Source organism: Streptomyces sp. NPDC079167, assembly GCF_040686735.1.
Lineage (GTDB): Bacteria > Actinomycetota > Actinomycetes > Streptomycetales > Streptomycetaceae > Streptomyces.
Genome location: NZ_JBFBLO010000004.1, coordinates 204,227 through 227,266, shown reverse-complemented (window position 1 = coordinate 227,266; position 23,040 = coordinate 204,227). Strand labels below are relative to the sequence as shown.

Here is a 23,040-nt window from a genome sequence, read left to right as displayed (position 1 = left end):
GTCCACGGTGGGGGTTCTCCTTGCCTTGCGGGTGGTGCGGGTGGTGGCTTGAGGGACCCGGCCCCGCGGGGTGGGTCCCCGGGGTCAGGTCTTGAGGATCTGGGCGGAGTCCCCGAGCGAGCTGCCGGCGATCACCCCGGCGCCGATCAGGTTGAGTTCCTCGTCGGCGGCGGGGCCGCGCAGCCTGCGGTAGACGACGCGGACCGCCAGCGCGCCGAGGACCAGCCAGCAGGCCTGCGGGGTGAGGATGAGAAGGCCGGTGGCGAGCATGACGCCCATCTGGCGCCGGGTTCCGCCGATCAGCTGGATGGCGGCGCCGGGAACGGCCCAGAGCAGCATGGTGCGTACCGCGTCGGGATCGCTGAGGCCGCTCTTGATCGTGTCGGCGTACACCTTCGCGACGGGAGGGATGAGGCCCTGCCCGAAGTAGGAGCGCCAGGCGACGGCGACGACGGCCAGGGCGACCGCGAAGCCGATCAGGGCGGCCAGGAACTGCTGGCGGCGGCCCTCTCGCTCATAGGGGTCCCAGGGGCGGTGGTCGCGGCGGAGGAGCCAGCCGGCCTTGAGGTCGTACCCCATGTCGGCGAAGGCCGGGCCGGTGGCGGAGACGTATCCGATCAGGAGGGCCAGGGGTACCGAGGGGATGCCCATGGCGAGCCCGAGGATCAGGAAGATCAGGGTGACGGCGAAGGACGGGAACCAGCCGGACTGCATGGCGGCGAGGCCGACGATCAGCTCGTGGACCAGCGCGGCGAAGGCGGCGAACAGGACCCAGCCGATGATCCCGAGCGGGCTCATGTCCCCGATGAGCCCGCCGAGTACGGCGAGCACGACGGCGCCCGCGGTGAACAGGGCGTAACCACGGACGAGGGCGAGCCGCAGGGCGCGCTCGTCGACGGTGTACTCGACGGTCGGGTCGGCCACGGCGAGGGTGCTCGCCGGCTCCTCGGCGGCCCTCCGCTCCGCCCGCTGCTTCTTGCGGGCGCGGCGGCCGACCAGCATGTGGACGGCCTGTCCCAGGGCGACTACGCCCGCACCGACCATGACGCCGTGCGGGATGAACCCGGCTCCCAGGTCGGTGTCGAAGAGGTCGGGGCTGTACTGGCGCAGCATCAGGCCGATGCCGAACATCATCAGCGCCCAGACGTTGCCCAGGAAGGCCACACCGGCGGCGGACAGCGGCAGGCTGAGGAGTGTTCCGGCCAGGCCGACGGCGGTGCCGCCGGCGAGGATCAGCGCCCGGCGGCCTCCCCGGTCGCCGGCCTTGATGGTCTCGGCGGCGGCCGTTCCGGGCGGCCACGCGGCATCGGCGGGCAGCAGCCGGGACCCGAACGCCCGGTAGAGCACCCAGGCGTCCACGAGCAGACCGATGAACGATCCGGCGAGCATCGGCCAGACCAGGTCCTGGCGTCCGAAGACGTACGGGATGGCCACGGACGTCAGCAGCGCGTTGGCCGACGCGAAGGTGGCGGCGGAGATGGCACTCTGGGCGAGGTTCTGCCGGTGCACGGAGCGCATCCGGCGCAGGAAGCCGAGCGGGATGCGGCCGATCAGCATGGCGACCAGCGCGCCCACGACGGAGGTGTTGGCTGAGATGCCCAGCTTGGACACCAGGTCGATGCCGATCACGGCGCCGACTGCGGCGAGGACGACCAGGATGACGAGCAGTACGGGTTCGAAGACCCGGGGGTGGGCCCCGGTGTCGTCGGGGAGGGAGCGGGACGGCGGCGGTTCGCGGTGCGGGGCGGAGGCTTGGTGCGCCACGGGGCACCCCCTTCGGTGAGCAGGGCTGGGGAGACGCCGTCCCTCGCCGGTGCGCGCGGGCAGGGCGGGGCGCACCGGCGGCGCGGGGCGTCGCGGGGTCGGGCGGTATGCGGTTGAGGCCGGTTCAGCCGCCGAGCGCCGCGGAGATCTCCGCGGCTCCGGCACGCACCAGCGGTACGAGGGTGCCGACGGCCCGGTCCACACGGTGGGACGGGCCGATCACGGTGAGGGAGGCCGCGACGGCTCCGCCCTGGAACACGGGGGCGGAGACGGCGGTGACGGCCTCGTCGTACTCGCCGTAACTGACGCAGTGCCCGTTGGCACGGACCCGGGCGTAGCAGGTGAGCAACGCGTCCAGGTCGGTGATGGTGCGGTCGTTGAAGCGGACGAGTCCCGTGGGACCGAACATCTGCTGGATCTCGCGTTCGGGGTGGTACGCGAAGAGGGTGTGGCCGGACGCTCCGGCGTGGCCGGGCATGACCGCACCGATGATGGCCGTGTAGCGGACGGGCCCGGTGCCGTCGACGGCGGCGGCGCAGCGGTAGCTGGAGCCGTGCGGCACGTTGAGCACGACGCTCTCACCCGTCTCACGCAGGAGCCGGGCGAGTATCGGGCGGGCGAGCGACGGCAGCACACCGCTGTGTTCGCCGACCCGCGCGAGCCGGGACAGGGCCGGACCGGGACGGTAGCGGCGGCTGGTGTCGTCGCAGATCAGGAACGCGCGGGCGGTCAGGGTGGTCAGCAGCCGCTGGACCACGGCCTTGTCCCAGCCGTGATGGCGGGAGAGCTCGCTGACTCCCCACTCGGGACGCTGCTCGGTGAAGGTGAGCAGGACGGCCAGGGCCCGGTCCACGGTCTGCAGGACGCCGGGCGCCTGGGGTGCGGCTTCGACCGGGGTGGTGTCGGCGCCGTGGTCCGCCATGGGCCGGCCTCCTTCGTTCCGTGCGGGTGGTTCGTGCGCCGACCGTGTGGTCCTCCGGGGCGGCCCCGGGGATGTCGTCGGTGCGGAAATCGCAACGGCGTTGCGTTTTCTGGCGAAAGAATGCGGGTGCCCGGACCAGGTGTCAAGGGTGTCCCGGAGTTTCGTTCCGGCAGCACGAAGACCTCCGCCGGGCGGTGGTGTCCGGGGTCACCGCACGACGGAGGTCTTGGGGTCCCGCGGCGCCGCCCGGGTGGTGGGCAGCGCCGCGGTCGGTGCACAGAGGATCTTCGGTCCGGATCGGTCCGGACCGGTCAGGATCGGTCCGGGCCGGTCAGGATCGGTCCGGGCCGGTCCGGAGGGCGGGAGGCCGGCCGGAACGACGCGGAGGAGGCGCGCTAGGAGTCCGGGGTGCGCTCGGAGGCGTCCTCGCGCGGGACCGGCTGTTCGACCAGGGCGAGCACCCTGGTCGCCATGAAGCGGGCGGTACGGACAACTGATCCACTTCGGGTGACTTCACTCACTTCCACCACCCCCCGGCGGACCGCTGTCTCCACCCTCCGGCCTGCTCTGGAGGCCACCACTTCGTACGTCCTGGTCGTGTCACCCGCGTCCACGACTATTTCCACACGATCGCCCTTCATTGATCCAATCCCCCTTATGCGACGGTCCTTTGAGATCTCGCACGGGTCACGGAACCTGGATCCCCGGCTCCCTGACCACTCCTCAATTCTCCCACCGGGCACTGACAATCGATGGGCCGGTGAGGGCGCGGCCTCTGAGCGCGCCGCGCCACGGGTACGTAAGCTGTGCCTCGTCAGGCGGACCGGCAGCGGGGATGGGCAGACGATGGCGATGATGCGGCTCCGGCGCGAGGACCCGCGTGTCGTCGGCTCGTTCAGGCTGCACCGGCGGCTGGGCGCGGGCGGCATGGGCGTCGTCTATCTGGGTTCCGACCGCCGGGGCCAGCGGGTGGCGCTCAAGGTGATCCGGCCCGATCTGGCGGAGGACCAGGAGTTCCGCTCGCGTTTCGCGCGCGAGGTGTCCGCCGCCAGGAGGATCCGCGGCGGCTGTACGGCCCGGCTGGTGGCCGCCGATCTGGAGGCGGACCGTCCGTGGTTCGCGACGCAGTACGTACCGGGTCCCTCGCTGCACGACAAGGTCGTCGAGGAGGGCCCTCTGCCGGCGGCCGAGGTGGCCTCGATCGGGGCGGCGCTCTCGGAGGGCCTGGTGGCGGTGCACGAGGCGGGGGTCGTCCACCGTGACCTGAAGCCGTCCAACATCCTCCTCTCCCCCAAGGGCCCCCGGATCATCGACTTCGGCATCGCCTGGGCGACCGGGGCCAGCACGCTCACCCATGTGGGGACGGCCGTCGGTTCGCCGGGCTTCCTGGCGCCCGAGCAGGTGCGCGGTGCGGCGGTGACCCCCGCGACGGACGTGTTCTCGCTGGGCGCCACCCTCGCCTACGCGGCGATGGCGGACTCACCCTTCGGGCACGGGAGTTCCGAGGTGATGCTCTACCGCGTGGTGCACGAGGAACCGCATCTGTTCGATGTGCACGACGCGCTCGCCCCCCTCGTACGGGCCTGCCTGGCGAAGGACCCGGAGGAGCGGCCGAGCACCCTGCAGCTCTCCATGCGGCTCAAGGAGATCGCCGCGCGCGAGGCGCAGGGGCTGCAGGAGCGCCGTCCGCCCGCCCAGCGGAGCGCGCAGGAGCTGGACCGGCCCACCGGGCGCATGGAGGGCCCGTACACCGAACAGGCGACCCGGCGCACGGCCGGCGGGCCCGCCCAGGAGTCACGCGCGCCAGGAGGCCGGCGCCCCGCGTCGTCGCGTCAGGCGGCCCCCCGTACGGGCGGTTCGCAGTCGCGGACGACGCGGGGTGGCCCACGCTCCGGTCAGCAGCCTCACGGGCCCAAGGGTACGAACGGCAGGCAGGCGTCGAGGCCCGGCGTCCGGACGACCTCGGCGGGCAAGGGCGGGAAGCGGAGGCCGGCCAACCCGCGGCTGCTGCGTCAGCGGCTCGTCGTCTTCGTCGTGGTGACGTTGCTCGTCGCCCTGGGCATCGCGGCCGCCCAGGGCTGCCAGGGCCCTGCGCGCGGGCTGGGGGACCCGTCGTCACAGACGTACGACGGGGCCTCCGTCCGCCCCGCGCAGGGGCACGGGGCGGATCGGACTCAGGCTCAGGCTCAGGCGGACGGCACCCGGGTCGCGTAGAAGGCGACGGCGGAGGCCGCGGCGACGTTGAGCGAGTCGACTCCGGCGTCCATCGGGATGCGTACGTGCGCGTCGGCCGCGACGAGCGCCCCGGGCGTGAGGCCGTCACCCTCGGTGCCGAAGACGAGCGCCAGCTTCTCGTGGTGCTGTGCGACGAGTTCGTCCAGGGTGATCGACGTGTCGCTGAGGCAGAGCGCGGCGGTGGTGAATCCCGCCTCGCGCAGCAGGCCGACGTCCTCGGGCCACGACGTCAGACGGGTCCAGGGAACGTGGAAGACGGACCCCATGGAAACCTTGACCGCCCGCCGGTAGAACGGGTCGGCGCAGCGCGGGGTGAGCAGGACGGCGTCCACGCCGAGCGCGGCGGCGTTGCGGAAGGCCGCTCCGACATTGGCGTGGTCGACGATGTCCTCGAACACGGCGACCCGCCGTACGTCCCCCCGCTCCGGGGACAGCAGCGTGCGGACGTCCGGAAGCGGCTTGCGCTGCATGGAGGCGAGGGCCCCGCGGTGCACGTGGTAGCCGGTGACGCGTTCGGCGAGAGCCGGTGTGACCGCGTAGACCGGTGCCGTGGCCTCGTCGATCACATCGCGCATGACGTCGGTCCACTTGGCGGAGAGCATCATGGACCGCATCTCGTACCCGGCGTTCCCGGCACGCCGGATCACCTTCTCGCCCTCGGCGATGAAGAGGCCCTCGGCGGGTTCACGCCGTCGCCGGAGCTCGACGTCGGTCAGTCCTGTGTAGTCGGCCAGGCGCGGGTCGTCCGGGTCGTCGACGGTGATGAGTTCGGCCACGGGTCTACTGCTTCCGGTCCTGGTCCGTGCCGACGGCGACGACGTCACCGATGACGATGACGGCCGGAGGGCGGACCTCCTCCGCGACGGCCCTCTCCCCGACGTCCGCGAGGGTCGCGTCGACCCTGCGCTGGGCTGCCGTGGTGCCCTCCTGGACCAGGGCCACCGGTGTGCCGGGGGCCTTGCCGTGGGCGATGAGGGCCTGCGCGATGGCGCCGATCTTGTCGACGGCCATCAGGAGGACCAGGGTGCCACGCAGCTGCGCGAGCGCCTTCCAGTCGACCAGGGACCTCGGGTCGTCGGGCGCCACATGGCCGCTGACCACAGTGAACTCGTGCGCGACGCCCCGGTGGGTGACGGGGATGCCCGCCGCTCCCGGCACGGAGATCGAGCTGGAGATGCCGGGGACGACCGTGCAGGCGATCCCCTCGGCGGCCAGGGCCTGTGCCTCCTCCATGCCACGGCCGAAGACGAACGGGTCGCCGCCCTTGAGGCGGACCACGGACCGGCCGGCCTTGGCGTGGTCGATCAGCGCCTGGTTGATCGCCTCCTGCGCCATGTACCGGCCGTACGGGATCTTCGCGGCGTCGATCACCTCGACGTGCGGCGGGAGTTCGTCGAGCAGGTCGCGGGGGCCGAGGCGGTCGGCGATGACCACGTCGGCCTCGGCGAGGAGCCGGCGGCCGCGGACGGTGATCAGGTCGGGGTCGCCGGGGCCGCCGCCCACCAGCGAGACGCCGGGGGCGCGGGTGCGGTGGTGCGGGGCGGCGAGGGTGCCGTCGCGCAGGCCCTCCACGATCGCGTCGCGGACGGCGGCGGAGTGCCGGGGGTCGCGGCCCTGCGAGGTGGTCGTGAGGACGGCGACCGTGATGCCCTCGCTGCGGCCGGTGGCCGGGGTCCAGGCGGTGGCCGCCTCCGCGTCGTCGCTCCGGACGCACCAGGTGCGGGTGCGCTCGGCCTCGGCGGACGCGGCGTCGTTGGCGGCGGCGTCGGACGAGGCGACGAGGGCGTACCAGGTGTCGGCGAGGTCGCCGTCCTGATACCTGCGGCGCTCCCAGCGGATCTCGCCGGTGTCGGCCATCGCCTCGACGGACGCCGTCGCCGACGGGGACACCAGGGTGATGTCGGCCCCGGCCGCGATGAGGGCGGGCAGCCGGCGTTGCGCGACCTGGCCGCCGCCGACGACGACGACGCGGCGCCCGTTCAGGCGCAGTCCGACGGGGTAGGCAGGGTGATCGTCATGCTCGGCCATGGTCGTGCGGGCTCCTCGTGCAGGGTGCGGTGTGCTGCGGGCCGCTGCGGCGGTGGAGCGGCGGTGACGTGGGCTGGGTGAGGCGGTGACGCGTGGGACCACGATACGGGGTGGCGGGCACGGCACCAGGGCCGCACGACGGGCCGTCCCCGGGCCCGGAGGCCCGGGGACGGCCGGCCGCACCAGGGCGTGCCGGCACGGGGCCGCGTGGTGCCCGGACGGGCCGGTCGGGCGCGTCCGGGCACGTGGCGGCTACTTCTCCGTGACGCCCGCGGAGTCGAACGTCGCCACCTCGTGCATGGCGCGGGCGGCGCTCTGCACGATGGGGAGCGCGAGCAGCGCGCCCGTGCCCTCACCGAGGCGGAGGTCCAGGTCGACCAGCGGGCGCAGGCCCAGCTTGTTGAGCGCGGCGACATGGCCGGGTTCAGCGCTGCGGTGTCCCGCGATGCACGCGGCGAGCGCCTCGGGGGCGATCGCCCGGGCGACCAGCGCGGCGGCGCCGGCACTCACACCGTCCAGGATCACCGGCGTACGGAGCGATGCTCCGCCGAGCAGGAACCCCGCCATGGCGGCGTGCTCCAGGCCGCCGACCGCTGCCAGTACGCCGATGGGGTCCGTCGGGTCGGGCTGGTGGAGGTCCAGGGCGCGCCGCACCACATCGACCTTGCGGGCGTGCATCTCGTCGTTGATCCCGGTGCCGCGCCCGGTCACCTCCGACGGGTCCAGGCCGCTGTAGACGCAGATCAGCGCGGCCGACGCGGTGGTGTTGGCGATGCCCATCTCGCCGGTGAGCAGGCCCTTGTTCCCTGCTGCCACCAGGTCGCGGGCGGTCTCGATGCCCACCTCGATGGCCGCGAGGACCTCTTCGCGGGTGAGGGCCGGGCCCGTGGTGAAGTCGGCCGTGCCGGCGCGGACCTTCCTGGGCAGCAGGCCGGGTGTCGCGGGGAGTTCGGACGCCACACCGACGTCGACGACACAGACCTCGGCGCCGACCTGGGCGGCGAAGGCGTTGCAGACGGCTCCGCCACCGAGGAAGTTGGCGACCATCTGGCCGGTGACCTCCTGGGGCCACGCCGTGACGCCCTGGGCGTGCACCCCGTGGTCACCGGCGAAGATCGCGACGGCGGCGGGCTCCGGGATCGGCGGCGGGCAGAGCCGGGAGAGCCCGGAGAGCTGCGCGGAGATGATCTCCAGCATCCCCAGCGCGCCGGCGGGCTTCGTCATCCGCTTCTGGCGTTCCCACGCCTCACCGAGCGCCTTGGCGTCCAGCGGGCGGATGCCGGCGATGGTCTCCTGGAGGAGGTTGTGCGGCTCCTCGCCCGGCAGGGCGCGGCGGCCGTACGTCTCCTCGTGGACGACCCAGGAGAGCGGGCGGCGCTTGGCCCAGCCCGCCTGCATCAGTTCGGGCTCATCGGGGAATTCGTCGACGTATCCGACGCAGAGGTAGGCGACGACTTCGAGGTGTTCGGGCAGGCCGAGCGCCCGGACCATCTCCCGCTCGTCGAAGAAGCTGACCCAGCCGACACCGAGCCCTTCCGCGCGGGCGGCCAGCCACAGGTTCTCCACGGCGAGCGCCGAGGAGTAGGGGGCCATCTGCGGCTGGGTGTGCCGGCCCAGGGTGTGGCGGCCGCCGCGGGTGGGATCGGCGGTGACGACGATGTTCACGGGCGTGTCGAGGATGGCCTCGATCTTCAGTTCCTTGAACTGCTTGGCCCGGGCCTTGGGCAGCGACTTGGCGTACGCCTCACGCTGACGCTGGGCCAGTTCGTGCATGGAACGGCGCGTCTCCGCGGAGCGGATGACGACGAAGTCCCAGGGCTGCGAGTGTCCGACGCTCGGCGCGGTGTGCGCGGCCTCCAGGACGCGGAGGAGTACCTCGTGGGGGATGGGGTCGCTGCGGAAGCCGTTGCGGATGTCGCGGCGTTCACGCATGACCCGCAGGACGGCTTCGCGCTCGGCGTCGTCGTAGCCGGGGGCGGGGAGGGAGGGGGGAACCTCGGCCTCGGCGGCCTCGGTGGGAGCTGCTTCGGCCACGGCTTCGGCTGCTTCGGTCTCCTCCGGCGCCTCGGCGGGGGCAGGGGCCTCCTGGGGAGCTTCCTCGGCAGGGGCAGGTGCAGGGGCCTCGACCGCCGGGGCCTCAGCCACCAGCGGCTCGGCTTCTACTTCCGCGGTCTCCGGCTCCGGGGCCGCCTGGACCACGGCCTCGGGGGTCTCGATGATCTCGGGTCCTGTGCCGGGCTCCGGCTCCGGCAGGACCTGGGGTCCGGCCTGCGGTACGGCGATGGGCTCGGCAACCGGCTCGGGCTCCGCCACCGGCTCGGCGACGACGGCCGGCTCCGGGACCTCCACGGCCTCGGGCACGACCGGTGCGGGCTCCGTCGCAGGGGGCTCGACGACAGCGACAGGCTCGGGCTCGGCAACGGCGACGGGCTCGGCAACGGCCACCGGCTCGGGCTCGGCAACGGCCACCGGCTCGGCAACGGCCACCGGCTCGGCAATGGCCACCGGCTCGGGCTCGGCAACGGCGACAGGCTCGACGACAGCGACCGGCTCGGGCTCGGCAACGGCGGTTCCGCCGGCGGGGGTCGGGGCAAGGTGCGGGGCCGTCGGCACGGAGCCCTCCACGGGCACGAACTGCCCCACCGGCTCAGCCGGGGCGGCGGCCTCGACGGGCGGTTCGACGGGAGCGTCGACAGGCTCCTCGTCGGGAGCGTCGACCGGTACGGACGCCGGGACCTCGGCCGGGGCCTCGGCGGAACGCTCCTCCACCGGCTCGGCGGGCGCCTCCGGAAGTACGGCCGCGACCGGCTCCGGAGCGACCGTTTCTGCGGGAGCGACGGGAGCGACGGGCGGGGCGGGCGCGGCGGCCGCGACGGGCTCGACCGGCTCGGCGGGCGCGGCAGCCGTGACGGGCTCGACATGCTGCTCGGCGGGTGCCACAGGCTCCGCCGCAGGAGTCACCGCCCCGGGTGCCACGGCCGGCTCCGGCGCGCCCCACGCGGGCGCGCCCTGGGGCGGGATCTCGCCCAGCTGCGGGCCGGGCAGCGTCGACGCGTCGTCCGCCGGGACGTCGAAGTACTCGGGCCCCGTCGTCGGCGGTCCCGCGTGCCGCACGGGCACGGGGTGCTGCGGGCCGGCCGGTCCCCGGTCCGCGAGAGAGCGGACCACTCCGCCGGTCGGTGTCCCCCCGTAGGAGGGCGCCTCGGTGGACGTGGGACCGCGGTGCAGCGGGCGCCGGGCCGGCGCGGCCGCGACCGGGACCTGGACCGGTGCGTGCGCCGGGGTCTGCTCGGGCAGGCCCGCCGGTGCGGCCGGGGCGTCGCTCCAGGCCCCCTGGGAGGCGGGCATCAGAAGGAGGTCGTCGTCCTCTGGTGTGTGCTCGGAGGGTTCGAGGTAGGTGTAGGCGTCCGGGACGGGGACGCCCGGCTGCTCCACCATGCCTGCGTTCTCCGGCAGTCCCTCGCCCGGGATCTGGCCGGTGTCAGTCATGCGTACCCCTCGCCCATCGTCAGTGCTCCTTCGCCCTTCGCCCGGGATGCCCGAACCACGGCACGCCGGTGCTCGTCAACTAGAACGAGCGGGCTCCCCGCGCGGCACGAAACGCGCGCGGAGGTATACATTCTCGCGGCGGTTCGCCGCCGCGACAGACAGATCTGCCTCGGCTCGCTGTGGACTGCGCCACGTTGCGCGTCCCCCGGTTACGCCGTACCACATCGCGGACCAAAACGGTCCACGTTTCCGGACATTGACGAACGAACCGTCGAACAGCCGGGCGCGGTACAACAATCGGTCAGCCTACCTCGCGCTCCCCCGCGAACACTTCAGGGGGCGAGGTCGGAACGCACCGCGGAGAGCATGAACACCACGGACCGTTCACGTTCCGCCCAGACGGAGGTGTCCAGTTCGACGGACTGGAGCAGCGCGCACTCGACCGTGTATCCGTTCTCACCGAGCGCCGCGCCCAGCGCCTCCGCCTCGTCCCTGTTGGAGGCGTGGGTGACGATGCGTTCCGGCCTCCGGTCCGCGACCGCCGTGACCACGGGCACCCCGCCGCCGCCGATCCGTACGACATCGGGCTCGGGCAGGCTCTCCAGTACGTGCGGGGCGCTGCCCATGACGACCTGGACGCCGACCTGGAAGGCGCGGGCGGCGGCGGCCGTACGCGCGCAGGCGTCGGGATCGCTGTCCACGGCGAGCACCGCGGCGCCGAAACGGGCCGCCTCCACGGCGAGCGCGCCGCTGCCGGAGCCGATGTCCCAGACGAGATCGCCGGTGCGCGGTCCGAGACGGGCCAGCTGGGCCGCGCGCAGCCCCGGGAACTCCCCCTCGCCGGTCTCCCCCGCGCCGCCGTACACCGAGGGCGCGAGGGCCCAGCCGCGGGGGCCCTCGGGGCGGCGGCCGGCGATCCAGGCGCTGGTGGCGGTGGTCTCGGGACCACCGCCGATGGCGATGACGACGTTGGGGTCGCGCCAGGTGTGGTCGGCCGTCTTGTCGGAGGTGAGGACGGTGACCCGCTCGCGCGCCGTGCCGAGCTCCTCGCAGATCACGAAGGTGCGGTGGACGCCTTCGAGCAGCAGCGCGAGCTCGGCCGGGCCGGCGCCGGGGGACGTGAGTACGGCGACCTTGTGGTGGGCGCGGATGACGTTGACCGCGCGGCGCAGGGTGCGGGGGTGGGCGACGACCGTCTGCGCGTCGTCCCACGGCATTCCGGCGCGGGCGAAAGCGGTGGCGACGGACGAGACGGCGGGGACGACCTCGACCTCCAGCCCGTGTTCGGGCTTGCGCAGGGTGCGTACGACGCCGAAGAAGCCGGGGTCACCGTCGGCGAGGACCACGGCGCTCCCCCGGTGCCCGGCGATCCTGCGGGCGGCCAGGTCGACGCTGCCGAGGCGGATCCGTTCCGCGCGCCCGGGCACTTCGGGGAGCGCGAGGTGGTGCGCGGCGCCGGCGACGAGCGTGGCGGCCGACAGCGCGGCGGTGGCCGCGTCGGTCAGTGGCGAGCCGTCCCAGCCGATCACCGTGACCCGGTCGGCCATCGTCGTCAGTCTCCTGGAGTGTGAGCAGGCGGGGATGTCCCCGCGGGGTGCGCGGAGCAAGGGTGAGCGTAGCCGGTCCGTACCAACGCCCCGCCGGGGGCTCCCGGAGCCGGGAGGTCAGTTCCAGTCGTTGTACGTGCCGTAGCCGCCCGCGTCGGCCAGCTGCTCGGCGACGCCCTCCAGGTCCTCGGGCAGGAGTCCCCACACGATGAGGTCGGTCCTGATGTCGGCCCAGCCTCCGTCCTCGGTGGCGGTCCTGGCTATGCGGGCGTTCCGCAGGACTCCCTCGCTGATGCACCCCAGCTTCTGGGCGACCTGCTGGGAGGCCGTGTTCCCGGCGGGCGTGCGCAGTTCGATCCGTTCGAAGCCCTGGTCGCGGAAGAGCCATTCGGCGAGGGCCAGCACGGACTCGGTGGCGTAGCCCTCACCGCGCGCCCAGGGGGCGGTGATGTAGCGGACCTCGGTGGCCAGGGTGCGCCGGTCGGTGTTGAGGAGCCGCACGGAACCGACGAGGCGCTGGGTGAGGAACTCGGTGACGGCGAAGACGATGCCGTTGCCCTGGGAGCGTTCGGCCGGGGCGATCCTGCGGACCCAGCGTTCGGCGTCGACCTGGGTGTAGGGGTACGGGGCCTCGGTCCAGGCGGTGACGAGCTCGTCGTTCATCATCTCGATGTACGCCGGGACGTCGGCCATGTCGAAGGGGCGCAGCACCAACCTGTCCGTGCTGATGGAGATGGACGGGAAGGTGGTAGTCATGCGCAGCTCCATGCAGAAGACCGTGTAAAGCCACCAGCATGCAGCATCGGGGCGTGGATGCGCATGGCCGGGTCCGCACGGCGGAGCCCCGCACACCCTGGTGCGGGCGTGCGGGGCTCGTGGGGCAAGTGGAGCCCGGGTGTCAGGACTTGGCGGGCTCGCCGAAGGCGGGGACGATGGCGCCCTCGTAGGTGTCCTCGATGAACTTCTTGACCTCGTCGGAGTTCAGGAGCTTCACCAGCTTCTGGACCCGGGGGTCGTCCTCGTTGCCGTCCTTGACCGCGAGGAAGTTGGCGTACGGGTTGCCGTCGGCCTTCTCCAGCACCAGGGAGTCCTGACCCGGCTTCAGGTCGGCCTCGATGGCGTAGTTGCCGTTGATGACGGCGGCGTCGACGTCGTCCAGGGCACGGGGCACGGTCGCGGCCTCGATCTCCTTGAACTCCAGGCCCTTCTTGTCCGTGATGTCGCTGAGCTTGGCGTTGGTGCCCACGCCGTCCTTGAGGCTGATCAGCCCGTTCTCGGCGAGCAGCTGGAGCGCGCGGCCCTCGTTGGTGGTGTCGTTCGGGACGGCGACGGTCTGGCCGGCCTTGATGTCCTTCACGTCCTTGACCTTCTTGGAGTAGAGGCCGAGGGGCTCCAGGTGGACGTCGGCCACCGGGACGATGTGGGTCTTGTTCTTCTTGTTGAAGTCGTCCAGGTAGGGCTTGTGCTGGAAGAAGTTGGCGTCGACCTGGCCGTTCTCGGTGGCGGTGTTCGGCAGGACGTAGTCCGTGAACTCCTTCACCTCCAGCTTGAGACCGGCCTTGTCCGCCAGGTTCTTCTTGACGTAGTTCAGGATGTCGGCGTGCGGCGTCGGGGACGCGGCGACGACGAGGGCCTTGGAGGTGTCGGCGTTCGCACCGGTCTCGCCCTTGGCGGCCGGGTCGGAGTCCGTACCGCAGGCGCTGAGGCCGAGGGCGAGGGCGGCGGCCGCGGCGGCGGCAGCGGTGATCTTGATGTTCTTACGCACGAAGAGTGCCTCTTTCTGGTGGTGGTGCGCCCGGACAAGGAGTTCGGGCTTCATGGGGGAGAGAAGTCAGGAGGAGGTGCGGCCCCGGCGGGCCAGCAGGCGTACGGCTCCGTCGCCGATCAGCTGGACCACGGTCACGATGACGATCAGCAGCACGACGGTGATGAGCATGAACTGGTTGTCGAACCGCTGGAATCCGTAGGTGACGGCCTTGGAACCGAGTCCTTCGCCGCCCACCGCGCCCGCCATCGCGGAGTAGCCGATGAGCACGATCACGGTCGTGGTGACGCCCGAGACGAGCGAGGGCAGCGCCTGCGGCAGCAGGACCTTGCGGACGATCGTCGGGACGGACCCGCCCATGGACTGGACGGCCTCGACGAGTCCGTGGTCGACCTCGCGCACCGCCGTCTCGACGAGCCGCGCGAAGAAGGGGATGGCGCCGATGGCGAGCGGCACGATCATCGCGGACGGGCCGATGAAGGTACCGACGACCCAGGTGGTGAAGGGGATCAGGGCGATCAGCAGGATGATGAACGGCAGCGAGCGGCCGATGTTCACGATCACGCCGATGACCTTGTTCACCACCATGTTCTGCAGCAGTCCGCCCTTGTCGGTGAGGACCAGCAGGATGCCGAGCGGCAGTCCGCCGACGACGGTGACGAGCGTGGACCAGAGCACCATGTAGAGGGTGTCGATGGTTCCCTGCGAGAGCAGTGGCTGCATTTCGGACCAGGTCACTTCGCCACCTCCTTGGTGATCGCGGCGGGGGTCTGGGAGGGGATGTCGGTGGCGCCGGCGGGAGCGCCGTCCACGACCTCGGCCTGGAGGCCCTGCTCGCGCAGGAAGCCGATCGGTACGACGTTCTCCTCGAAGCGGCCGGGCAGCTCGATGCGCATGCGGCCGATCTGCTTGCCGCCGACGGTGTCCATCGCGGCACCGAGGATCGAGATGTCGATGTTGTACGTCCGGGAGAGCTGCGAGATCACCGGCTGGGCCGCGGCCTCGCCGTGGAAGGTGACGTCCACGACGGTGGAGCCGGGGCCGGAGGCGGTGCCCCCGACGGGGAACAGTTCGTGGGCCAGCTCGGAGCCGGGGGTGGACAGCAGCTCACCGACGGTGCCCGACTCGACGATGCGGCCCTTCCTCATCAGTGCGGCGGAGTCGCAGACGGTCTTGACGACGTCCATCTCGTGCGTGATGAGCAGGACGGTGAGGCCGAGCTCCTGGTTGAGGTCGCGCAGCAGCTGGAGGATGGAGCGGGTGGTCTCGGGGTCGAGCGCGGAGGTCGCCTCGTCGGAGAGGAGCACCTTCGGTTCGCCCGCGAGGGCGCGGGCGATGCCGACACGCTGCTTCTGGCCTCCGGACAGCTGACCGGGGTAGGTCTTCGCCTTGTCGGCGAGACCGACGAGGTCGAGGAGTTCGAGCGCCTTGCGGGTGCGTTCCTGTCCGGAGATCCCGAGGATCTCCAGGGGGAGCTCGACGTTGTCGCGGACGGTGCGCGAGTCCAGCAGGTTGAAGTGCTGGAAGACCATGCCGATGCGGCTGCGCGCCCGGCGGAGTTCCTTGCCGGCGCGGCGTCCACGGCCGGCGAGGGCGGTGAGGTCCTGTCCGGCGACCGTCACGGTGCCCGAGGTGGGGCGTTCGAGGAGGTTGACGCAGCGGATGAGGGAGGACTTGCCGGCGCCGCTCTGTCCGATGACGCCGTAGACCTCGCCCTCGCGGACGTGCAGGTCCACGCCGTCCAGGGCGGTGACCTCTCGGCCGCGTGACTGGTAGACCTTCGTGAGGCCCGAAGTGGTGATCACAGGGTTTCCGTCACTGTCGAGTGCACGGCGCGGTGTCCGCCGGGCACGGGGCATTCGTCTGATGAGACTGTTCTCAGTGGTCGACCGGTGGGAGTCTCCGCACGACCCGGCCGCGGCGGGGCCGCTGGGCGCGGGACATGGGCGGGCCGGCTCGGTCCGTCGGTTGCGGACAGCACGGACCCGGTCTCGCTTCGGGGCGCGAGGCTCAGGCGGGGGCCCTCAGAAGGCGCGCATTCGACACATACAACGAGCACCGGGCGTCGGGATCGCCTCGGTCGCAGGGCTGCGGTAGCTCGTCGTGGTCATGGGCCCAAGTAAAACAGACGTAACGTTCCGCAGACCCCCCGTGTCCGCATAGCGGACAGTGGTGGATACGCACCCCCTGCGGCAGGGATCTCCTCACACACCGGCCTGACCTGCAGAAACGCGAGCAGGCCCACCCGTCACACCACCGGCGGGCCGATCGCGCTGTGCGCACCCTGTGGCAAAGGCCACGCTTCCCGGGTACCGCCCGCGTCCGCCGGGGGTCCGGGCCCGCACGCGGTGGCTCCGCCCGGCCGTAATACCCTCGCTTCATGCTTGACGCCCTGACGGTCGCGGTCGCCGTGACCGCGCTCGCCCTCGCCGCCTGGTGCGGATTCGCCGCCTACCGGGACCAGCCCACGAAGGACTGGCACTTCATCGGCATGGCGGTCGTGTCCGTGCTGGCGCTGGCGCAGCTGCTCGTGGGGATCGTGCAACTGGCGCGCGGTGAGCGGCCCGACCAGGGCATGACGATCTTCATCGCCTATCTGATCGGCGCGTTCGCGGCCGTGCCCGCGGCGGGTTTCCTGTCGCTGTCGGAGCGGACCCGCTGGGGTTCGGTGACGGTGGCGGCCGGTGCCGTCGTGCTCGCCGTCCTCGAAGTACGGCTCTACGACATCTGGGGAAACTGACCTTGAGCGACACCGACCGCACGGGGAAGCCCGCGTCCCCGGCCCGACAGACCGACACCCCGCAGCAGAACACCCCGCAGCAGAAGCAGCAGTTCGACCTCGGCACCGGGCCGGGACGGGTGCTGGTCTGGTTCTACGGGGTGTTCACCGTGGCCGCCGCTTCCCGCTCGATCGTCGAGATGATCCTGGACTTCGGCAAGGCCCCGCTCGCCTACGTCCTCTCGGCCGTCGCCGCCGTCGTGTACGGCTTCATCACGTACTCGCTGGTGAGGGGCGGGGAGAAGGCGCGCAGGGCGGCGCTGGTGTGCTGCGCCGCCGAGCTCGCCGGCGTGCTGATCGTCGGGACCTGGACGCTCCTGGAGCCGTCCGCCTTCCCCGACAGCACGGTGTGGTCGGGATTCGGCATGGGCTACCTGCTCATCCCGGTGATCCTGCCGGTCACCGGGATGATCTGGCTGCGCCGCGCGCGTACCGCCTGACGCGGGGCGTACGGGAGCCGTCAGGCATCGGTTCAGGCGCTGGTCACATAGGCGGGGGCGGTGGCGTCCTTCTCCAGCAGGACCAGCCGGACGCCGTCACCTCCGGTGGCGTTGCCCACCCGGGCGTAGCCCGCCTTGCGGTAGAGCCGCAGATTGCCTTCGCTGCGCTCCCCCGTGTGCAGACGGAAGCGGGTGGCCGAACGCCCGTCGGCCAGGCCGGATTCCGCGGCCCGCAGGAGCCGGGTGCCGAGGCCGTGGTTACGGAGCCGGGGGTGGACGCAGAGCTTGCCGATCCGGCCCGCGCCGTCGGCGTCGGTGAAGCCGCGTACCGAGCCGACGACTTCGTCGCCGAGCCGGGCCACGAACACCAGGTCGGTGGCGACTTCGTCCCGCACCGATTCGAGGGTCTGGACGAGTGGATCGATCCGGTAGTTGCCGTAGAGCTCCGCCTCGCTCTGGAAGCAGAGGTACTGGAGTCTGAAGATCTGCTCGACGTCCTGTGCTGTCGCCGCCGAGATGGTCACGCTCATGCCCATGTGTGCATGCCTCCCGCTCACCTGTCCGCCGGTTGTCTACCGCTCCATTCCCCGCAGTTCAGGAGCTACAACCTCCGCCGCCAGCATTCTGCGCAGACATCCAAGGCATCGGGAACGCATCGGGCCCAAACTCCCCTGTGACATACCCAACTCCCCTGCGATTTCCCGGTACGTCGGATCGTGGGGGGCCAGCATCGCCTCGAGTAACCGGGGACACCTGCCGGGCAGCCGGCCCACCGCGGTGCGCAGCGCACGGCGTTCGTCGGCTCCCACCGCGATCCGTTCGGGGCAGCCCGTCCAGTCGTCCGGGGGTTCGCCGGCGGTGTAGGCGCGCTCGCGCCGGCTCCTGCGGCGGGCGACGCGCGCCTCGGCCCGCACGGCGGCGCGGACCCAGCGGGCGGGGTCGGCGGGCACGCCCGGGCCGGGCCGGCGTTCCAGCAGCTTCAGCCAGACCGACTGCTCCAGGTCCGCGGCCTCGACGCCGGCGGCCTGGGCCTCGGCTCCCGCCTCGGCGCGCACCAGGGCGTGCAGGGCGCGCACGAGGGCCCGTCCGCCGTCGCCGGGCGCCTCGGCCGGGACCGCCGGAGCATGATCAGGAAGTGTCATGCCCCGTCAACGCTCCCCGCGCGTAACGGTTGCCGCGCTCGGGGAGCTCCACCCGACCGGGGCACGAGGGCCGGGCGGCTGACGCGCCCCCGGCCCCGTGGCTCAGCCCTCGGCGAAGTCGGCTGCCGCGAGCAGGGCGGTGTCCGGGTTGTCGGAGAAGATCCCGTCGATCCCCGTCTCGAAGTACGCCCGGGCAGCGCCGAACACGTCGCCGTACGCGTTCGGGTCGGCGCCCCGCCGGAAGTCCGCCGGCAGGAAGGTGTTCTCGTTGCGCAGCGTGTACGGGTGCAGGACCAGGCCCCGCGCGTGCGCGTCCGCCACCAGGGAGGTGGGGGATGTCAGCCGTCCTTCGCCGTCCCTGGGGATGACGAGGTCAAGGGTGGGGCCGATGCCCTGGGCGAAGGAGGCGATCCACTTCAGTCCGGCGGGCTTCACCAGGTCGGCGACCGTACGGGGGTCGCCGGCTTCCACGAAGTCCCACGGCCTCTCCTTCGGGCCGGACAGCAGGACGACGCGCGGGGTGGCGACGAGTTCGGACAGCCGCCGCATCGAGCCGGGCTCGAAGGACTGGAGGATCAGCGCGGAGTCCGCCCGGTGCCGGCCGTGGCGGCGCAGCAGCTTGGCGAGGGGCTCCTCCAGGCTCAGGCCGAGGCCCCTGAAGTAAGAGGGGTGCTTGGTTTCCACGTAGAGCCAGACGGGCTCGCCCCGCCTGCGGCCCTCCTTGTCCGCCCAGCGCAGGACCTCTTCGAAGGTGGGGATCTCCCAGCGGCCGTCGTACAGGGTGTTCTCCTGGCGGTTGCCGGGGATGCGCTCCTTGGCCCGCAGGGTCTTCAGCTCGGCGAGGGTGAAGTCCTCGGTGAACCAGCCGGTGAGCGACACCCCGTCGACCCGCTTGGTGGCCTTGCGGCTCGCGAACTCGGGGTGCTCGGCGACGTCCGTGGTGCCGGTGATGTCGTTCTCGTGGCGGCAGACCAGATGGCCGTCCTTGGTCGGCACGAGGTCCTGCTCGACGATGTGCGCGCCCATGTCCAGGGCCAGCTGGTAGGAGCCGAGGGTGTGCTCGGGGCGGTAGCCGCTGGCGCCGCGGTGGCCCACGACGGTGGGCACGGGCAGGTTCCGGTAGCCGCCTCGGCCGCCGCCTCGACCGTCCGTGGCGCCACGCCCGGCGGCGTTCGCCGTTCCGGTGGCTCCGAGGGCCGTCGCGCCGAGGACCGCCGCCCCCAGGAGTGTCCGCCGGCCGGGCCCGTTCTGCGCGCGCTCTGTCATAAAATGCTCCTCGCATGTGATGTCCGGCACCTTCGGGGCGAGGCCTGATCGTAGGCAGCTACGCCATCGGCGGGGCGGACCGTGGACGAACATGGCGGAAACACACGTCAACACTGCGTATCCGCCGGGTGAACCCGATGTGCGCGGAGGCAGTACCCGCGAGTATCGTCCTCACCTGCACAGACCCTCGCGAATTCCCGCCCCGGCCGCCCGGCCACGACACCGGAGGATGCGTTGTCCCGACTCACGGTCATCAAGGCAGTGCTCGGACCGATCCTGCGGCTGCTCTTCCGGCCACAGGTGGAGGGCGTCGAGAACATCCCGGGTGACGGACCGGTGATCCTCGCGGGGAACCATCTGACGTTCATCGACTCGATGATCATGCCGATCTGCTGCGACCGGCCGGTTTTCTACATCGGCAAGGACGAGTACGTCACGGGCAAGGGCTTCAAGGGCCGGCTGATGGCCTGGTTCTTCACCGGCTGCGGCATGATCCCGGTGGACCGGGACGGCGGCCGCGGCGGTGTCGCGGCGCTGATGACGGGCCGCCGGGTGCTGGAGGAGGGTCATGCCTTCGCCATCTACCCCGAGGGCACCCGCTCCCCCGACGGCCGGCTGTACAGGGGCCGTACGGGTATCGCGCGGCTGACCCTGATGACCGGCGCGCCGGTCGTGCCGTTCGCCATGATCGGCACGGACAAGCTGCAGCCGGGCGGCGCGGGCCTGCCCCGCCCGGGCAAGGTCACGGTCCGCTTCGGTGAGCCGTTGGAGTTCTCGCGCTACGAGGGCATGGACCGCGACCGTTACGTCCTGCGGGCGGTGACGGACTCCGTCATGGCCGAGGTGATGCGTCTGTCCGGCCAGGAGTACGTCGACATGTACGCCACGAAGGCCAAGGCCGCCTGAGCCGGACGGGTGCTCCCAGGTGACCCGGCGCGACCGCGCCGGGTCACTCACTCGTCGGGGACGATCCCCTCTTCCAGCGCCTGGCCGCGCAGCAGGAACCACGCGGCGACCGCGGTCGCCAGCAGTACGACGGCACCGACCGCCGCCGACACCCGCAGCCCGTTGACGAAGGCCTCCTGAGCCGCCAGGACGAGCTCGCTCCCCTGCTGTGCGGGGAGGTGCTCCGCCGTCTCCACGGCTCCGCCCAGCGACTCGTGTGCCGCCGTCTCGGCGGCGGCCGGGACACCCTCGGGGGTCCCGAAGCCCTTGTAGACGCCCGTGACGATGGACCCGAGCAGCGCGATGCCGAGGGCCGCCCCGAGCTCGTACGCCGTCTCCGACACCGCGGACGCTGAGCCCGCCTGTTCCTTCGGGACGCTGGAGAGGATCACGTCGGAGGTGACGGTGAAGGCGAATCCCGCGCCGACGCCCACCACCAGGAGCAGGACCCCGATCAGGGGGTAGCCGGTCTCCTTGTGGATCACCGTGACCACGGCGAGCGACACGCCGATGGCGCCGAGCCCGACGGCGACCACGGAGCGCACGGAGTAGCGGCGCGCCACCCTCCCCGCCAGCAGGCCGGCGGTCACCGCGCCGACGGCCGCGGGCAGTTCGGCGAGGCCGGCCTCCAGCGGGCCCCGCCCCTGGACCAGCTGGAGGAACTGGGAGAGGAAGAAGACGATCCCGGACAGGCCGAGGATGGTCAGCAGGTCCGCGAGGACCGCTCCGGAGAACCCCCGGTGGTGGAAGAGCCGCATGTCCAGCAGCGGGGCGGGGAGCTTCAGCTGACGGCGCACGAACCAGGTGAGCGTCAGCACACCGGCCACGGCCGCCACGACGTTCTGCCCGCTCACTCCGTGCGCGGCGGCCTCCTTGATGGCGTACACGACGCCGATCATGCCGACCAGGGAGAGTCCCACACTGAGCAGGTCCCAGGGCCCCGGTGCCGGATTCTTCGACTCCGGGATCATCCTGATGCCCACGACGACGAGGACGGCCATCACGGGCAGGTTGATCAAGAAGACCGAGCCCCACCAGAAGTGCTCCAGCAGGAGTCCGCCCACGACGGGCCCGACGGCGGCGCCCGCCGAGGCCATCGCGCCCCAGATGCCGACGGCGAGGCTGCGTTCGCGCGGGTCGTGGAAGAGGTTGCGGATCAGGGCGAGCGTGGACGGCATCAGCGTGGCACCGGCGACACCGAGCAGTGCCCGGGCCAGGATCATCATCTCGGGGCTCGACGCGTAGGCGTTCAGGACGGAGACGGCGCCGAAGGCGGCGGCGCCGGTCAGCAGCAGCTTCTTCCGGCCGATGCGGTCGCCGAGGCTGCCCATGGAGACCAGGAGTCCGGCGATGACGAAGGAGTACACGTCGCCGATCCACAGCAGCTGGGTGCCGGTCGGTTCGAGGTCCTCGCTGAGGAACGGTGTCGCCAGCCCGAGGACGGTGGCGTCGACGGCGACGAGCAGCACGGCCAGGACGAGGACGGTGAGGGCGATCCACCGGCCCGGGTGGTGCGTGTCGCCCGTGACGCCCGCCTTCGCATGGGTGCTGCTCATTTCTCCACGCTCCGACGTGCTCCGCCCAGGAGCAACTCGACGATCATGTACGGGAAGTCCCGCGCGGCCACGCGGCCGGTCTGCACGGACCACGCGCAGCTCCCGATCAGGCCGTACAGTGCCTCGGTCAGCCAGGCGGGGGTGAGGTCGATCCTGAGTTCGCCGCGTTCCTGGCCGCGCCGGAAGAAGGCGGAGACCCGTGCGTCCAGACGGCTCCACCCCTCGTTGACGTCGTCGCCCTCGAAGAGCTGGTTCTCGGTGACGAGGAACGACAGCAGCCCGGCGCTCGGCTCGACGGCCGCGATCAGTCGCCGGAGTCCGTCCTCGGCGGTGCCCTCGTCGAGCGCGGCGGAGTCCAGGGCCGCCTCGAACTCCCGGATCCCGAGGTCCTCCAGCGCTCCGACCAGGGCGTCCCGCCCGGCGAAGTGCCGGTGCAGGGTGGCCCGGCCGATGCCCGCGGCCCGGGCGACCTCGTCCATGGTCGCGGTGGACTTACGGGTCAACAGGGCGGCAGCGCTCCGCAGAACCTGCTCGCGGTCGAGAGTCATGAGACAACGTTAACTCATATGAGACATCGCCGTCCCACCGCCTCGTCCCGGTCGGACGGAGCCGGAAACGGTCCTCCGGTGCCGGGCGGTCCGGGGGCACGATGGCGCCATGAAGCCGCTGCTGATGATCGACATCGACGGTCCGCTCAACCCCTACGCGGCGCTGTCCCGCCCCACCGTCCCGGAGGGCTATACCCTCCATCGGATGCGGCCGACGGGGTGGCGGACGGGAACACCGCTGCCCGTCCTGCTCGACCCCGGCCACGGCCACGAACTGCTGGCCCTCGCCGACCGGTACGAACTCGTCTGGGCGACCACCTGGAAGGACGAGGCGAACGAGTGGGTCGGCCCGCGCATCGGGCTGCCCCCGCTGCCGTACATCGACTGGCCGGCGATGCACACGGCCACGGCCGACGGGACGTACTGGAAGACGCGCCACGTCGTCGACTACGCGGACGGCAGGCCGTTCGCCTGGATCGACGACGAGATCTCCGTCCTCGACACGGACTGGGTCGCCGCGCACCACCCGGGGCGGGCCCTGCTGCGGCGGGTCGACCCCTGGGTGGGGCTGGTGCGGGCGGACTTCGAAGCGCTCGCCGACTGGGCGTGACCGG

At 72.1% G+C, this 23,040-nt stretch carries 21 protein-coding genes; 5 read left to right on the top strand and 16 right to left on the bottom strand.

Annotated elements, in window-relative coordinates; all coding sequences use genetic code 11:
* Positions 1-84: 84 nt before the first annotated feature.
* The 3 genes from AB0P41_RS10960 to AB0P41_RS10950 all read right to left on the bottom strand — a co-directional run bounded on the left by AB0P41_RS10960 (position 85) and on the right by AB0P41_RS10950 (position 3,327).
* Positions 85-1,764, bottom strand: coding sequence for an OPT/YSL family transporter (locus AB0P41_RS10960; RefSeq protein ID WP_365931393.1), 1,680 nt, complete (start codon positions 1,762-1,764; stop codon positions 85-87).
* 124 nt (positions 1,765-1,888) lie between these two features.
* On the bottom strand, positions 1,889-2,686 hold the full coding sequence (locus AB0P41_RS10955) for an IclR family transcriptional regulator (RefSeq protein ID WP_365931392.1): 798 nt from the start codon (positions 2,684-2,686) through the stop codon (positions 1,889-1,891).
* Between the two features lie 395 nt (positions 2,687-3,081).
* Positions 3,082-3,327, bottom strand: coding sequence for a hypothetical protein (locus AB0P41_RS10950; protein WP_356712402.1), 246 nt, complete (start codon positions 3,325-3,327; stop codon positions 3,082-3,084).
* Between the two features lie 205 nt (positions 3,328-3,532).
* Between AB0P41_RS10950 and AB0P41_RS10945 the strand changes: the two genes are divergently transcribed.
* On the top strand, positions 3,533-4,900 hold the full coding sequence (locus AB0P41_RS10945; protein WP_365931390.1) for a serine/threonine-protein kinase: 1,368 nt from the start codon (positions 3,533-3,535) through the stop codon (positions 4,898-4,900).
* Here AB0P41_RS10945 and AB0P41_RS10940 read toward each other — a convergent pair.
* From AB0P41_RS10940 to AB0P41_RS10905, 8 genes are all read right to left on the bottom strand, one after another.
* Positions 4,873-5,697, bottom strand: coding sequence for an RNA methyltransferase (locus tag AB0P41_RS10940; protein ID WP_365931388.1), 825 nt, complete (start codon positions 5,695-5,697; stop codon positions 4,873-4,875). The genes AB0P41_RS10945 and AB0P41_RS10940 overlap by 28 nt on opposite strands.
* A gap of 4 nt (positions 5,698-5,701) precedes the next feature.
* Positions 5,702-6,949, bottom strand: a complete 1,248-nt coding sequence (cobA, locus tag AB0P41_RS10935; RefSeq protein WP_356712396.1) for a uroporphyrinogen-III C-methyltransferase — start codon at positions 6,947-6,949, stop codon at positions 5,702-5,704.
* 252 nt (positions 6,950-7,201) lie between these two features.
* Complete coding sequence (gene cobT, locus AB0P41_RS10930; protein ID WP_365931385.1) at positions 7,202-10,438, bottom strand: nicotinate-nucleotide--dimethylbenzimidazole phosphoribosyltransferase; 3,237 nt, start codon at positions 10,436-10,438, stop codon at positions 7,202-7,204.
* A 332-nt stretch (positions 10,439-10,770) separates the two neighbouring features.
* Positions 10,771-11,985: a precorrin-6y C5,15-methyltransferase (decarboxylating) subunit CbiE gene (gene cbiE, locus AB0P41_RS10925; protein WP_356712392.1), complete on the bottom strand. Its 1,215-nt coding sequence runs from the start codon at positions 11,983-11,985 to the stop codon at positions 10,771-10,773.
* A 117-nt stretch (positions 11,986-12,102) separates the two neighbouring features.
* Complete coding sequence (locus tag AB0P41_RS10920) at positions 12,103-12,741, bottom strand: GNAT family N-acetyltransferase (RefSeq protein WP_356712390.1); 639 nt, start codon at positions 12,739-12,741, stop codon at positions 12,103-12,105.
* A 142-nt stretch (positions 12,742-12,883) separates the two neighbouring features.
* Positions 12,884-13,750, bottom strand: a complete 867-nt coding sequence (locus tag AB0P41_RS10915; protein ID WP_356712726.1) for a MetQ/NlpA family ABC transporter substrate-binding protein — start codon at positions 13,748-13,750, stop codon at positions 12,884-12,886.
* Positions 13,751-13,816: 66 nt separating this feature from the next.
* A complete protein-coding gene (locus AB0P41_RS10910) occupies positions 13,817-14,488 on the bottom strand; it encodes a methionine ABC transporter permease (RefSeq protein ID WP_356712388.1) in 672 nt (223 codons plus the stop codon).
* The gene (locus tag AB0P41_RS10905) at positions 14,485-15,555 is read right to left on the bottom strand and encodes an ATP-binding cassette domain-containing protein (protein WP_365931384.1); all 1,071 of its coding nucleotides are present in this window, start codon (positions 15,553-15,555) and stop codon (positions 14,485-14,487) included. The genes AB0P41_RS10910 and AB0P41_RS10905 overlap by 4 nt, the downstream gene beginning before the upstream one ends.
* A 575-nt stretch (positions 15,556-16,130) precedes the next feature.
* Between AB0P41_RS10905 and AB0P41_RS10900 the strand changes: the two genes are divergently transcribed.
* Together AB0P41_RS10900 and AB0P41_RS10895 are read left to right on the top strand one after the other, a co-directional pair.
* Positions 16,131-16,490 carry a hypothetical protein gene (locus AB0P41_RS10900; RefSeq protein ID WP_103516013.1) on the top strand — a complete coding sequence of 120 codons (360 nt, stop codon included), beginning with the start codon at positions 16,131-16,133 and terminating at the stop codon, positions 16,488-16,490.
* Positions 16,491-16,492: 2 nt separating this feature from the next.
* Entirely contained in the window at positions 16,493-16,969 is a 477-nt protein-coding gene (locus AB0P41_RS10895) for a hypothetical protein (RefSeq protein ID WP_356712384.1), read from the top strand.
* 32 nt (positions 16,970-17,001) lie between these two features.
* Here AB0P41_RS10895 and AB0P41_RS10890 read toward each other — a convergent pair whose 3' ends face one another.
* The 3 genes from AB0P41_RS10890 to AB0P41_RS10880 all read right to left on the bottom strand — a co-directional run bounded on the left by AB0P41_RS10890 (position 17,002) and on the right by AB0P41_RS10880 (position 19,377).
* Positions 17,002-17,505 (bottom strand): GNAT family N-acetyltransferase, encoded by a 504-nt coding sequence (locus tag AB0P41_RS10890; RefSeq protein ID WP_356712383.1) that lies wholly within the window; start codon positions 17,503-17,505, stop codon positions 17,002-17,004.
* Positions 17,506-17,541: 36 nt separating this feature from the next.
* Complete coding sequence (locus AB0P41_RS10885; protein WP_356712381.1) at positions 17,542-18,111, bottom strand: sigma-70 family RNA polymerase sigma factor; 570 nt, start codon at positions 18,109-18,111, stop codon at positions 17,542-17,544.
* Between the two features lie 102 nt (positions 18,112-18,213).
* The gene (locus tag AB0P41_RS10880; protein WP_365931380.1) at positions 18,214-19,377 is read right to left on the bottom strand and encodes a glycerophosphodiester phosphodiesterase; all 1,164 of its coding nucleotides are present in this window, start codon (positions 19,375-19,377) and stop codon (positions 18,214-18,216) included.
* A gap of 234 nt (positions 19,378-19,611) precedes the next feature.
* On the opposite strand from AB0P41_RS10880, the gene AB0P41_RS10875 reads away from it, so the two are divergent.
* Positions 19,612-20,283, top strand: a complete 672-nt coding sequence (locus AB0P41_RS10875) for a lysophospholipid acyltransferase family protein (RefSeq protein WP_356712377.1) — start codon at positions 19,612-19,614, stop codon at positions 20,281-20,283.
* Positions 20,284-20,330: 47 nt separating this feature from the next.
* Here AB0P41_RS10875 and AB0P41_RS10870 read toward each other — a convergent pair whose 3' ends face one another.
* Together AB0P41_RS10870 and AB0P41_RS10865 are read right to left on the bottom strand one after the other, a co-directional pair.
* A complete protein-coding gene (locus tag AB0P41_RS10870) occupies positions 20,331-21,878 on the bottom strand; it encodes an MFS transporter (protein ID WP_365931378.1) in 1,548 nt (515 codons plus the stop codon).
* Positions 21,875-22,426: a TetR/AcrR family transcriptional regulator gene (locus AB0P41_RS10865; RefSeq protein ID WP_356712373.1), complete on the bottom strand. Its 552-nt coding sequence runs from the start codon at positions 22,424-22,426 to the stop codon at positions 21,875-21,877. The genes AB0P41_RS10870 and AB0P41_RS10865 overlap by 4 nt, the downstream gene beginning before the upstream one ends.
* A gap of 109 nt (positions 22,427-22,535) precedes the next feature.
* Between AB0P41_RS10865 and AB0P41_RS10860 the strand changes: the two genes are divergently transcribed.
* Positions 22,536-23,036, top strand: a complete 501-nt coding sequence (locus AB0P41_RS10860) for a hypothetical protein (RefSeq protein ID WP_365931376.1) — start codon at positions 22,536-22,538, stop codon at positions 23,034-23,036.
* The last annotated feature ends 4 nt before the right edge of the window (positions 23,037-23,040 follow it).